Below are 13510 nucleotides of genomic sequence, written 5' to 3'. Positions count from 1 at the left end.
CGAAAAAAGGCTAAAAAGTGTTAGTTAAATAAAACAATCCCCCATTAATGATCGATATTTTTATTATTGGTTCATACTGCTCCCTTAACGCTTCTTTTTCGGTTTCATAACTTTCCTGTTTGTCTACTTCATCTTCATAAAAATGGTCCAGCAGTTTCAAATCCTTTTGCCAGCGTTCTGTCGCTTCCTCTGCCCAGCTGTGGTCTTCGGATTCGATGACGTTGGCCAAATAATTTTCAATGCGCTTAAGTCCGCTTTTCGGCATGATCATTGACGATAATGTGAAAGTATAGTCGGGTAATTTTGGTGTCAGCTCGGTATTAAGCAGTTTGTCGTGAAACTGCTCGACAAGCTGCCCATTTACCAGTTGCAAGCCAATCGATTTGAAAATGTCCCTTTTCCGGTCACACTGATAAGAAATCTTTAAGTTCACAGCGAGCCATGGCAGCAGCGGAGTATGATTTGGAAACGATCCTGCCGCATTTTCGTACAGCCGAATATAAGGTGCGAGCTTTTTCGTTGATTGAAAGATTTGATGCAGTCGAGGTGAGCCGAAATGAATGGTTTCTCCTTTAATTTGCTCGGGCACTTGCTTCGGGTTCGTGATAAGCGTCAGTTTAGCCGGATTCGGAGTTCCGCCGGTTTTCTCCAGGTATAGCCAATAATAAGGCCGGTTCATAAGCTCTTTATCGAGTTCGATTGTTAATTGCACCGTCATGTAGGCGGGGTGGTCTTCTTCAATATGACAGCTGTTTGCAATAAAATAGCGTTCAAGATATTGATGTATTTCCTGCTGCTGCACCGCTTTCACCTTCTTTCAATTCTTCAGCAAATTGAATCATCGATGCTAAGTTCTCCATTTTAATTCTCATTTCGCCTTCGGAAGTAGATTGGCCAAAGATTTCGATTAAATGATCTTCAATATTTCCAAACTCGAGCTTTGATAAAATATCATCCAGCTCGCCGATGACCTTTTCGAATAAATGAATCTTTTCATAGAGAAGTTTTAAAATATTTTCTTCGACAGTGCCTTTCGTCGCAAAATTGTATATGATAACATCCTTCTCCTGGCCAAGGCGGTGAATCCGGCCGATCCGTTGTTCAAGGCGCATCGGATTCCAGGGCAGGTCAAAATTAATAATATGATTGCAAAATTGTAGATTGATTCCTTCACCGCCAGCTTCTGTCGCGATTAATACTTGAACTTGTTTCTGGAACAGCTCTCTCATCCAATCCTTTTTACCGCGTTTAAAGCCGCCGCGAAACGGGACCGAGCTGATTCCGTATTGCTGTAAAAACCATTGCAAGTACATTTGTGTGGCCCGGTATTCGGTAAATATAATCACCTTATCATTAATTTTTTGGATAAGTTCAACGGCTTTCATAGCCTTCGTATTGGTGTTGACCGCTTCTGCCTTACTTGCTAAATAACGAATTTGGTTATCAAATGCTGCGGATGGATTTTCTTTTCGGTTATACATATTATTCAAAGTGAAGAATACAGCTTCCTTGCTGCTGCATGCTTCGCGCTGCAAAGTCATCACAGAAAACTGGCTTGACGTAACCCAGTCCCCTTCACTGCGCAATTCCGTAATGGCATCATACAATTCTTGTTCTTCTTTTGAAAATTCAATCGGAACGGTTTCAACATGGCGCTTGGTCCATTCGATGCCAGTGTCTGCCCGCCGGTTTCGAATCATTACTTTATTGACAAGTTCGCGCAAATGCTCGTCTTCATTAATAGATCGGGAATCTTTTTTATACTTTCCATAAAAAGCAGATTCATTCCCGAGATGCCCGGGCTTTAGCAAGGAAACAAGATTAAAGATTTCTTCAATACGATTTTGAATAGGGGTTGCCGTCAGCAACAAACAAAACCGTTTTTTCAAGCTTTGTACAAATTGATAGTTTTTTGTTTTGTTGTTTTTAAGCTTATGGGCTTCATCGATGATGATCAGGTCATAATTTTGTTCGTAAATAATTTCGCGATGGGGACTGCGCTTCGCCATGTCAATGGAGGAAACGACCACATCATACTGTTCCCATACATAGCTTTTCCTCTGCGTACCGGCAGGGATGAAAAATTTATTTTTCAGTTCCTCTGCCCATTGGGTTACCAATGAAGCCGGCACTAATATCAATACCTTTTTTACAAGGCCACGAATCATATATTCTTTTAAAATCAAGCCAGCTTCAATCGTTTTGCCAAGTCCGACTTCATCAGCGAGGATTGCTTTACCATTCATGTTTTCAATTACCTGCTTGGCGACCTCCAGTTGGTGAGGCAAAGGGGTTAAGTGAGGAAGGTGTGCAGGTGCGATCAAGCCTTCAAAGTCTGGAATCACTGTATGTTGTTCGATCTCAACGGCGAGCTTGTACAATTCCCAATTGCCCCACGGACCATCTTCCGAAATTCGCTGTAAAAACTCGTCATGCCAGGTGGAATCAAATTTGATCTGTACGGTCATGTTTACAGCTCCTTTTCTTCCATAAAATAATATTGCCCGAACACGGTTTTTAATGTAGGATAAAAATAGCTTTGAAAGTTTAGAAATTTTGCACATTATGAAATCTGTTTAGAAGTTTCTGGTTATGATGTCAATATAAAGATTAGTATGGACAACTTGATAAATTTTATAAATGCGAATGATAACAAGGGGAGAGACTGCGTTTGCAGCGCCGAAGGAGCAAGCAATCAGATTGTGAATCTCTCAGGCAAAAGAACTCTTGTTTGACGCAGCTCTGGAGAGTGCTTCGAGCCATTACGAAGCCACCAAAGGGGAAAGCCTTATTTAATAAGGTAAACTTTCAGGTGCAAGGACAGAGACCTTCTCGATTCATTGGAGGGGGTTTTCTGTCCTTTTTTGCTTGGTTCAAAGCGTAAGTGTTAAAGCGAACTTTACTCGCGGTTCCGAATCGAAATCGAGCGGACGTGGCTGGATTGAACCAGGCGTGCCGGTTTCGATCTTGGCATAATCAAATTTTGATAAAACCGGACTTATGAGGGGGAGCAAACATGTCACAGTTAAAACGCACACCGTTATTCAATCTGTACAAGGAGTATGGCGCTAAAACGATCGACTTTGGCGGCTGGGATCTGCCAGTTCAATTTTCAAGCATTAAGGAGGAACATGAGGCAGTTCGGACAAGAGCCGGTTTGTTTGATGTCTCTCACATGGGTGAAATTGAAGTAAAGGGGAAAAGCAGTCTCGCATTCCTGCAAAAAATGATGACAAATGATGTGGAGAAGTTAAAAAACGGTGCAGCCCAATACACGGCAATGTGTTATGAAACAGGCGGCACAGTAGACGATTTGCTCGTTTATAAACGGGGTGATGATCATTATCTTCTTGTGGTTAACGCCGCGAACATTGAAAAAGATTATAAGTGGCTTGACGATCATCTGATAGACGGTGTTGAGCTGACAAATCTGTCGGAGACTACTGCCCAGCTTGCATTGCAGGGTCCGCTCGCGCAAGCGGTGCTGCAGAAGCTTGCTGGCAATGTGGATCTGTCAGAAATCGGATTCTTCAAATTTCAGGAGGACGTGGACTTAAACGGCAAGAAGGCACTCGTGTCGAGAACGGGATACACTGGGGAAGACGGCTTCGAAATTTATTGTCGTGCAGAGGATGCAGCAGCTTTATGGAATGGGATTTTGGCTGCCGGGAAAGAAGCTGGTGTCGTTCCGTGCGGGTTGGGAGCAAGGGACACGTTGCGATTTGAGGCAAATTTAGCCCTGTACGGCCAGGAATTATCGGCACATATTTCCCCGCTTGAAGCTGGAATTGGCTTTGCTGTGAAGCTCAACAAGCAAGCTGATTTTATCGGTAAAGAAGCCCTTTTAAAGCAAAAGGAGAACGGGGTGCCAAGAAAGCTCGTCGGTGTCGAGATGATTGATCGGGGTATACCGCGCCATGGCTATCCTGTTTATAAAGGGGAAGAAAAGATCGGTGAAGTAACAACAGGAACACAATCACCAACATTGAAAAAAAACATTGGACTTGCCCTGCTTTCGGCACAGCATGCAGAGCTAGGAAATAATGTTGAGGTCGAGATTCGCGGCAAGCGCCTGAAAGCACAGGTGGCAGCTACACCTTTTTATAAAAGAGAAAAGAAATAGATTTGAGAGGAGAATCAGTCATGAAGCATCGTTACTTACCGATGACAGAGCAAGATAAACAATCGATGTTGGATGCAATAGGCGTTACGGCAGTTGAGGAACTGTTCGGCGATATTCCCGAGCGTGTCCGCTTTAAACGTGAATACAAAATAAAGGCTGCGAAACCGGAATCCTCACTGATGAAGGAGCTAAGCCAGCTTGCAGATAAAAATGCCGACTTAAAAAAGAACACATCTTTCCTCGGCGCGGGTGTTTATGACCATTACATGCCTGTTATCGTTGACCATGTTATTTCACGTTCCGAGTTTTACACGGCGTATACGCCGTACCAACCGGAAATTTCCCAGGGTGAATTGCAGGCTATTTTCGAGTTTCAAACGATGATTTGTGAGCTGACCGGCATGGATGTTGCCAACTCTTCGATGTATGACGGCAGCACTGCTTTTGCAGAAGCGGCCATGCTCAGTGCAGGCCAGATGCGCCGGAAAAAGATATTGATCTCAAGCACTGTTCATCCGCAAACAAAGGAAGTTGTCAAAGCGTATGCAAAAGGGCAGTATGTTGAAGTCGTTGAAGTGCCGCATCAAAACGGTGTTACTGATATCGAAGCACTTAAAGAGATGATATCGGATGAAATTGCTGCAGTGATGATCCAGTATCCAAACTTCTTTGGACGGATTGAACCTTTAGACAAATTAGAGAAAGTGATTCATGCTGAAAAGGCTTTATTTGTTGTCTCCAGCAATCCTCTTGCACTGGGCGCGTTAACACCGCCCGGAAAATTCGGTGCCGATATCGTTGCCGGCGATGCCCAGCCTTTTGGGATCCCAACCGCATTCGGCGGCCCGCACTGCGGTTATTTTGCCGTTACAAACAAGCTAATGAGAAAGGTACCGGGACGCCTTGTCGGGCAAACAACCGATGAAGAAGGGCGCCGCGGCTTTGTACTGACCCTGCAAGCGCGCGAGCAGCATATCCGCCGCGATAAAGCGACATCCAATATTTGTTCCAACCAGGCGCTGAATGCTCTCGCTGCATCAGTGGCGATGACGGCACTTGGCAAAACGGGAGTCAGAGAGATGGCTCTATCCAATATTCAAAAAGCCTACTATGCGAAAACAGCTTTTGTGAAAAATGGTTTCGACATTGTTTTTGATGGCCCGTCCTTTAATGAGTTTGTTGTCAAGCTTAGTAAGCCAGTTAAAGAGGTCAATAAGCTCCTTTTACAACAAGGGATTATCGGCGGCTATGACCTTGGCCGCGAGTACAGCGATATGGAAAATCACATGCTTATCGCCGTAACTGAACTGAGAACAAAAGAAGAGATTGATACATTCGTCAAAGAATTGGGGGATTACCATGCATAACCAAGACCAACCGCTGATTTTTGAACAGAGCAAGCCTGGCCGCATCGGTTATAGCCTCCCGGAATTGGATGTTCCGGAATCAGATTTAAGCGAGTTAATTCCAGCTGGCTATTTGCGTGAAGAAGAACCGGAATTGCCCGAAGTATCGGAGCTTGATATTATGCGCCACTACACGGCGCTGTCAAAGCGCAACCATGGTGTCGATTCAGGCTTTTATCCACTCGGTTCTTGCACAATGAAATATAACCCAAAGATCAATGAAAATGTCGCCCGCTTTAATGGTTTCGCCCATATCCATCCCCTTCAGGATGAAAGCTCAGTCCAGGGGGCGCTTGGCTTATTGTATGACTTACAGGAGCATTTAATTGAAATTACCGGCATGGATGAAGTAACTTTGCAGCCAGCGGCAGGTGCGCATGGCGAGTGGACTGGACTAATGATGATCCGTGCTTACCATGAAGCAAACGGTGATACAAAGCGGACGAAAGTCATTGTCCCGGATTCTGCGCACGGAACAAACCCTGCGTCGGCAACGGTTGCCGGCTTTGAAACGATTACCGTTAAATCAAATGAACACGGCCTCGTCGACCTTGCGGATTTAAAACGTGTAGTCGGTGACGATACAGCGGCTCTCATGCTGACTAACCCTAATACGCTCGGCTTGTTTGAAGAAAATATTTTGGAAATGGCGGAAATTGTTCATAGTGCCGGCGGAAAACTTTATTATGACGGCGCCAACCTGAATGCGGTTCTATCAAAGGCACGTCCGGGAGATATGGGCTTTGACGTTGTCCATTTAAATCTTCATAAAACATTTACAGGTCCACATGGCGGTGGGGGTCCCGGTTCAGGCCCGGTTGGCGTTAAAAGAGACCTGATCCCATTTCTTCCAAAGCCGATTATAACAAAACGCGGTGACGAATATGTACTTGATTATGACCGCCCGCAATCTATTGGCCGGGTGAAACCTTATTACGGAAACTTCGGTATCAATGTCCGCGCCTATACGTACATTCGTTCAATGGGCCCTGATGGATTAAAAGCGGTAACGGAATATGCCGTGCTAAACGCGAATTATATGATGAGAAGGCTGGCGCCGCATTTTGACCTTCCGTTTGACAGGCATTGCAAGCATGAATTCGTCCTAAGCGGAAAACGCCAGAAGAAGCTCGGCGTCCGGACTCTTGATATTGCGAAAAGACTTCTTGATTTCGGCTATCATCCGCCGACCATTTATTTCCCGCTCAACGTTGAGGAGTGTATGATGATTGAGCCGACTGAAACAGAGTCGAAGGAAACATTGGATGCATTCATTGACGCAATGATTCAAATCAGCAGGGAAGCGGAGGAAAATCCTGAAATTGTCCAGGAAGCACCGCATACCACTGTGGTGGGACGCTTGGATGAAACAACAGCGGCAAGGAAACCGATCCTGCGTTATCAAAAAGCATAAACAATAAAAAGGAACCCGGAGACTGTTTTCCCAGTCTCCGGGTTCCTGCTTATCCGAGATTATTTTTTTGCTTTGACTTTTCCCGACCATTTTTTAAAACCGCCTTGTAAATGAGACAAGTCTTTATAACCTTTTCGGTTTAAAAGCTGGGCGGCTCGGCCGCTTCTCATCCCGCTCTGGCAGTATAAATAAACAGGCTTGTCCGGACGGATTTCCTTCAATCTCATTTTTAGTTGCGAAAGAGGAATATTTCTGGCTCCAAGGATATGTCCGGCGTCATATTCATTCGGTTCGCGGACATCGATAAGCTGGGCTTTACGATAACCCTCACGAAATTGATCTTCAGTAAGCGTTTTAACAATTCTCCGCTGATACAGCCACATCACGGTAGAGTATATGATGATCGCTCCAGCGACAATTACAAGGAAATAAAGTGTATCCAATCTATTCTTGCTCCTTTCAGACAATGCTAGCCAATCTTTATTATATAAGCCCGTCGTCCTATCAGTAAAGGAAATCAGATTAAAAACTTTTAAAATGAGAAGGCAATTCATCTTTCTTTTTTTTCTTAACAAATTTTGATAGACTAAAAATCATATTTCCTAAAAGAGGTTTTACATATGACAAAAGAAGTTTGGCGCTTTATTGATTCAGGAAACGGGTCTCCTGCCTTTAATATGGCACTTGATGAGGCCTTGCTTGACTGGCATAGCGAGGGGAAAATCCCTCCGGTGATCAGGTTTTACGGCTGGAATCCGGCAACGCTGTCTGTCGGTTATTTCCAGAAGGTTGAGAAAGAGATTGATATGGAGGCTGTCCGTCACCATCGTCTTGGTTTCGTGCGGCGCCCAACAGGCGGGAGGGGAGTTCTTCATGAACATGAGCTCACCTACAGTGTGATTGTGTCCGAGGAGCATCCCGACATGCCGAAAACAGTGACAGAGGCATACCGCGTTATTTCTGAAGGAATCTTAAAAGGGTTTCATTATTTAGGGCTTGATGCTTATTTCGCCGTCCCAAAAACAGCAGCAGAAAGAGATTCGCTCAAAAACCCGCGTTCGGCGGTCTGTTTTGATGCGCCGAGCTGGTATGAGCTAGTTGTCGAAGGCAGAAAAGTGGCCGGAAGTGCACAAACAAGGCAAAAAGGCGTGATTCTGCAGCATGGCTCTATTTTGCTTGATCTTGATGAGGATAAACTTTTCAGCTTATTTAAATATCCGAATGACCGCGTCAAAGAAAGAATGCAGAAAGCGTTCAAGAGTAAAGCGGTTGCGATCAATGAGATCAGCTCCCGCACGATTTCGTTAGCCGAAGCAAAAGATGCATTCAGAAAAGGATTTGCAGATGGGCTTAATATTGACTTGGAACCGTACGAGCTTTCTGCGGGTGAACTGGAGTATGTTACGAAGATTGCAAAAGACCGGTACGAGAGTAATGAGTGGAATTTTAAGCGATGACAAAGCAGCATGGGTTGCTTTGTCATTTAAAAAAAATTAGGAAAATATGACGATAAGTCTTTTTACCTAGTCGAAGAAAGTGCAAGTTGCGAAATTTGTTAAAATTTATCGATTTAGCACGGAAATCTATTTATTGCTCTCTTATTCTCCTTTTTTTAAGTTTTCTTAGGTTTGACAAAAAATTAAATTATGGTCTTAATCACAATATATAGTGGTATTAAAAATAATTTTGCTACTATATATTGATTTTTTATGTTTCGGTATGATAACGTTAGGGTACTTGAAAAACAACTAGAATTTACATCCTGAGTTGGGATTCTTCCCTATTCAACGTTGAAAAAGCTTTAGAAAGATAAAGGAGTTGTGTTGTATGTCTGTTGTGTTACGACAAAAAATGAGTATTGATGTAGAACGATTGAACAAGGATATTGGGCTATTTCCCCAAGTACACCCCATCACCGCTGATATGAAAATCTCACATAAAGGGGTTTCACGTTTGGTTATGCTTGACCGTTACACGTTCAAGGATACTGAAAAAATTACGCTGTCAAACGGAGACTTCGTCGTTCTTACTATCAAAGAAGATCCAAAATTCCCGGCGCGCGGCCTTGGTTTTATCCTCGAGATTGACTGGGAAAGCAAAGCTGCAAAAGTATTGGTCGATGAAGAATTCAGAGCAGTTCTCGACGACCCGGAAGAAGCGCGGACAGGTGTCATTAAGCGTTCTCTTGATGTTATTGAAAAGCCGCTGGAAATTTACTATGAACAAATTGCAAAACGAAACGCAACAGGCTTGGCTTCAGTAGAAAAAACAGAAGAAAAAAGGCAAGAGTGGTTCGAAAAGTTTTACCGCGAGCTTGTGAGCTTAAATTTTATCCCGGCAGGCCGTGTTCTTTACGGAGCCGGAGCTGAAACGGATGTAACTTACTTTAACTGTTATGTAATGCCGTTTGTAGCAGATTCACGAGAAGGCATTTCCGAGCACCGCAAGCAGGTAATGGAGATCATGAGTCGCGGCGGCGGAGTAGGAACAAATGGTTCTACATTGAGACCGCGCAACACTCTGGCAAAGGGTGTAAATGGAAAGTCGTCAGGTTCCGTATCCTGGCTCGATGACATTGCGAAATTAACGCATCTTGTCGAGCAGGGTGGCTCAAGACGTGGTAAAGCAGCATAACAGTGTGCCTCGTCTATAAATAAACCTCGTGAATTGCTGGAAACTCTTTATGGTTGTGAAAAACACATCCTAAATGACTTGTTGGCTACAACGTAACTGGAAACGGTAAGCGTGAATGCTTGAAAACAACAAGTGGCTAAAGACAATCAGCAGCCAAGCACCGTACAGGTGAAGGTTCAACGGCCATCGAAAGCACACTGAATAAGTGGAAGCGAGTAGAGTAGGAATCAAGTGATTCCGAAGTGCGAGGACACTCTGATTTGAGTGTAAGATATGGTCTGAACTCTAAGGCGACTTAGAGAGTTGATCTAACGAATCAACGTAACATTTTTCTGGCACAAATGATCATGCTTGCGGACTGGCATCCAGATATTGTTGAATTTATCATTTCAAAAATGCAAAACCCTCGAATTCTAAGGTTTTTGATCGAAAATACAAACGATGAACTGATTAAAAAGCTCGCAAAGGACAAGCTTAAATTTACTCCATTAACCGAGCAGGAAAAAGACATGTACCAGGGAATCATCAATTACAAACAAATTCCAGGGCTTGGCGGTTTCAATGAACAGATCATCCGAGATGCGGAATTGAAGCTGCAAACGGGTGGAAATTACACGGTTCACAACACGGAATTTTTAACTGGTGCCAACATTTCTGTCTGTTTAACGAAGGAGTTTATGGATGCTGTCGAAAACGAAGGCGATTACGAGCTTCGTTTCCCGGATGTTGAAAGCTATGACGCGGAAGACATGAAATATTATAATGAAGAGTGGCATAAAGTCGGTGATGTCCGAGAATGGCAAAAGCTCGGCAAAAAGGTCCGCACCTATAAAAAAATCAAAGCAAAAGAGCTTTGGAATTTAATCAACATTTGTGCAACTTACTCAGCGGAGCCAGGCATTTTCTTCATCGACAATGCCAACGACATGACTAATGCACAAGCGTACGGACAGAAGGTTGTTGCAACTAACCCGTGTGGTAGAGTAGCTTAATTTGCCTCACGTAAAAAATTGCGGAATGAAGCGGGAACCCTGAGATGGGAATCCGAACCGAAGGCCAGGTTTAAAAACTTGGTCAGGGGCAACGCATAGATGGTGAACCTGCAATGCAGAATATAATCCATCCAAGAGGCCGCAACATTACACACTTATCGAAAAATCTGAGTATCTGTTCAGAGGAGAAATAGAGATGAATAGGGGCTATGCAGGTTTTTATAAAGGATTCTATTTGAGGAGTTCATATGAGTATGCATATGCCAAATATCTTGATTTTTATGCGATCCCTTGGAGTTACGAAGATCAAACTTTCGATATTGGTTACAAATTATATAAGCCCGATTTTTTCTTGGTGAAGATCGAGGGAGAAAAGCGCTTATATTATTCTTGAAAAAAGTGTGTAATGAAAAGATATGCTGAACTAACGGAAACTTGAACCGTTAGAACTAAGGGATAAAAAGCCTTTAGGATAACAAAATTGGAACAACCTCTCGCACCATTCAGCGTTTGTAACTTGGCTGCTGTCAACCTCGCTGAAATGGCTGATAAAGAAACGAAGACTGTTAACTTTGAAAAACTAAAGCAGACTGTTGAAGTTGGAGTCCGCATGCAGGATAACGTCATTGATGCAACCCCATACTTCCTTGAAGAAAATAAAACGCAGGCACTTGGCGAGCGCCGTGTCGGTCTTGGCGTAATGGGGCTACATGATCTATTGATTTATTGTGAAACAGAATACGGTTCCGAAGAGGGCAACAAGCTGGTCGACGAAGTATTCGAGGCGATCGCTACCACGGCTTACCGTGCTTCTGTTGAACTTGCAAAAGAAAAAGGCAGCTTCCCATTCCTGCAAGGTCAAACAGACGGCGACACGAACCGCTTAAGAGAAGCGTTCACACAAACAGGTTATATGAAAAAAATGCCTGAGGATATTCGCGACTCGATTAAAGAACACGGAATCCGTAATTCACATTTACTCACAGTTGCTCCGACCGGATCGACTGGAACAATGGTTGGGGTTTCAACCGGTCTTGAACCATACTTCTCGTTCTCCTATTTCCGCAGTGGACGCTTAGGGAAATTTATCGAAGTGAAAGCCGATATTGTTCAAGAATATTTGGATCAGCATCCGGAAGCAGACCCAGAAAATCTGCCAAGCTGGTTTATAGCAGCTATGGAATTGGCGCCTGAAGCACACGCGGACGTCCAGTGTATCATTCAACGCTGGATTGACAGCTCAATCAGCAAGACCGTTAATGCACCAAAAGGCTATAGCGTGGAGCAAGTGGAACAAGTGTATGAGCGCTTGTACCGCGGCGGCGCAAAAGGCGGCACAGTCTATGTTGACGGCTCACGTGACACTCAAGTGCTAACCTTAAAAGCAGAAGAAAATACATTCGAAGAAACGCAAGCTGAAAAACTGGAAAAGAAAAAACAGCATGTCGTTCTCGTCGACACCATCAATGAGCTTCGTTCAACAAACGTAACAATCGGTTCCGAAATTGGCGATACTTGCCCGGTATGTCGGAAAGGCACAGTAGAAGAGATCGGTGGTTGCAATACATGCACAAACTGTAATGCACAATTACGGTGCGGTCTATAATCGTTTTTATATAAAAAGAGGATGGGGAATTTCCCCTATCCTCTTTTTTATATTCTGTTTCCTGTTGCTCATCATACAGATGAAAATCGACAAGCTGAAAGGAGGGCAGGGACTATGAAGGCATTTATGCCACAATTAATTTTTTACGAGCAACAGCGCTTGATTGTCCGCTTCCGACTTGAAATAAAGGACAAACTGGAAATATCATCCTGTAAATGCGGAAGTGCAGTATTTTATGTGAGTTCTTAAAATAATCAACTTGTCTGCCGTACTATTTTCAGCTGCTGCTGCTTAAAGATGTAATAATGACGACATCGACAGGAGTGGCGGCTATGTATATAGACGGCGTTTTTTCCGGCGGCGGCATTAAAGGTTTTGCCTTGATCGGTGCTTACAAGGAAGTTGAAAAACGGGGCTTCCGGTTTGTCAGGGTTGCCGGCACAAGCGCCGGTTCGATTGTAGCCGCCCTAGTTACGGCAGGTTATACCAGTGACGAGATTTTTAAACGCTTGGATGAACTTGATTTATCTGCCTTCATGGATCCAAGAACGACGCTGCTCCCTTTTCCGATTGCCAAGTGGCTCCTCATCTACTGGAGGCTCGGCTTGTATAAGGGAAATGCACTTGAAAAATGGATTGCCGAACAACTAATGGTAAAGGGATTGCGGACTTTTTCCGACTTGCCCCCAAATACACTGAGAGTGATTGCCTCCGACCTATCTAATGGGCGGCTTCTTGTCTTGCCGGACGACTTGCCAAGATTCGGAATTGACCCTGGCTCATTCCCGATAGCTAAAGCGATCAGGATGAGCTGCAGTCTGCCATTCTTTTTTGAACCTGTTAAGCTGAAAACCGGTTCTGAAACCAATATTATTGTCGACGGCGGTGTTCTCAGCAATTTTCCAATGTGGCTGTTTGATAAGGAACACATCAAAAAAGTTCGCCCGGTTTTAGGGATAAAAATAAGCCACCATGTTCTGGACCGTCCGAAACACAAAATCAGTAATGCGCTTCAGCTGTATGAGGCCCTGTTTGAAACGATGAAGGATGCACATGATGCCCGCTACATTTCACGTAATTATGCCCGCAATATTATTTTCATTCCAACAAAGGGCTTTCTGGCTACCGAATTTCAATTGACTGAGGAAAAAAAGCGGGCCCTGATGCAACTGGGCAAGGAATGCGCCCAAGACTTTTTCCAGTCATGGAGCTATTGAGATTTGTTTGGTTGTTTTTTATGTAAACAAAAATAGATGCACAAAGTGCCAACTAAAAATAGAGTAGGCGCATGAACAATTTCATGCGCCTCTCACAGATCCGTACGTGCGGGTCATC

Annotated in this window: 8 protein-coding genes, 3 pseudogenes and 1 riboswitch; of the genes and pseudogenes, 8 read left to right on the top strand and 3 right to left on the bottom strand. The window is 43.9% G+C overall.

Annotated features, from left to right (window positions below):
• Positions 1 to 10: 10 nt before the first annotated feature.
• Both CVD23_RS01445 and CVD23_RS01440 read right to left on the bottom strand, forming a co-directional pair.
• Positions 11 to 802 carry a YqhG family protein gene (locus CVD23_RS01445; protein WP_101664916.1) on the bottom strand — a complete coding sequence of 264 codons (792 nt, stop codon included), beginning with the start codon at positions 800 to 802 and terminating at the stop codon, positions 11 to 13.
• Positions 771 to 2468 (bottom strand): DEAD/DEAH box helicase, encoded by a 1698-nt coding sequence (locus tag CVD23_RS01440; RefSeq protein WP_101575636.1) that lies wholly within the window; start codon positions 2466 to 2468, stop codon positions 771 to 773. The genes CVD23_RS01445 and CVD23_RS01440 overlap by 32 nt, the downstream gene beginning before the upstream one ends.
• Positions 2469 to 2646: 178 nt before the next feature.
• A riboswitch (glycine riboswitch) is annotated at positions 2647 to 2737 on the top strand.
• Between the two features lie 279 nt (positions 2738 to 3016).
• On the opposite strand from CVD23_RS01440, the gene gcvT reads away from it, so the two are divergent.
• The 3 genes from gcvT to gcvPB are packed head-to-tail and all read left to right on the top strand — an operon-like array spanning position 3017 to position 6943.
• A complete protein-coding gene (gene gcvT, locus CVD23_RS01435) occupies positions 3017 to 4123 on the top strand; it encodes a glycine cleavage system aminomethyltransferase GcvT (RefSeq protein ID WP_101664914.1) in 1107 nt (368 codons plus the stop codon).
• A gap of 20 nt (positions 4124 to 4143) precedes the next feature.
• Positions 4144 to 5490, top strand: a complete 1347-nt coding sequence (gcvPA, locus tag CVD23_RS01430) for an aminomethyl-transferring glycine dehydrogenase subunit GcvPA (RefSeq protein ID WP_101664912.1) — start codon at positions 4144 to 4146, stop codon at positions 5488 to 5490.
• Positions 5483 to 6943 (top strand): aminomethyl-transferring glycine dehydrogenase subunit GcvPB, encoded by a 1461-nt coding sequence (gcvPB, locus tag CVD23_RS01425; RefSeq protein WP_101575639.1) that lies wholly within the window; start codon positions 5483 to 5485, stop codon positions 6941 to 6943. Before gcvPA ends, gcvPB begins: the two co-directional genes overlap by 8 nt.
• Before the next feature lie 59 nt (positions 6944 to 7002).
• Here the strand turns inward: gcvPB and CVD23_RS01420 are convergent, their stop codons facing one another.
• A complete protein-coding gene (locus CVD23_RS01420; RefSeq protein ID WP_101664910.1) occupies positions 7003 to 7386 on the bottom strand; it encodes a rhodanese-like domain-containing protein in 384 nt (127 codons plus the stop codon).
• Between the two features lie 177 nt (positions 7387 to 7563).
• Here CVD23_RS01420 and CVD23_RS01415 point away from each other — a divergent pair, with 177 nt between their 5' ends.
• The 5 genes and pseudogenes from CVD23_RS01415 (at position 7564) to CVD23_RS01390 (ending at position 13392) form a co-directional block, all read left to right on the top strand.
• Positions 7564 to 8400 (top strand): lipoate--protein ligase family protein, encoded by an 837-nt coding sequence (locus CVD23_RS01415; protein ID WP_101664908.1) that lies wholly within the window; start codon positions 7564 to 7566, stop codon positions 8398 to 8400.
• Between the two features lie 370 nt (positions 8401 to 8770).
• Positions 8771 to 9565 (top strand): annotated as a pseudogene (locus CVD23_RS01410) (ribonucleotide reductase N-terminal alpha domain-containing protein); the annotation flags it as partial.
• A gap of 338 nt (positions 9566 to 9903) precedes the next feature.
• Positions 9904 to 10557, top strand: a pseudogene (locus tag CVD23_RS01405) (vitamin B12-dependent ribonucleotide reductase); the annotation flags it as partial.
• A 496-nt stretch (positions 10558 to 11053) separates the two neighbouring features.
• Positions 11054 to 12175: pseudogene (locus CVD23_RS01395) on the top strand (vitamin B12-dependent ribonucleotide reductase); the annotation flags it as partial.
• 332 nt (positions 12176 to 12507) lie between these two features.
• Complete coding sequence (locus CVD23_RS01390) at positions 12508 to 13392, top strand: patatin-like phospholipase family protein (protein WP_101664902.1); 885 nt, start codon at positions 12508 to 12510, stop codon at positions 13390 to 13392.
• Positions 13393 to 13510 lie beyond the last annotated feature (118 nt).

The sequence above is a fragment of the Bacillus sp. V33-4 genome (assembly GCF_002860225.1).
In the GTDB taxonomy this organism is placed as follows: Bacteria; Bacillota; Bacilli; order Bacillales; family Cytobacillaceae; genus Bacillus_BJ; species Bacillus_BJ canaveralius.
This window is presented reverse-complemented; position numbering and strand designations above follow the sequence as displayed.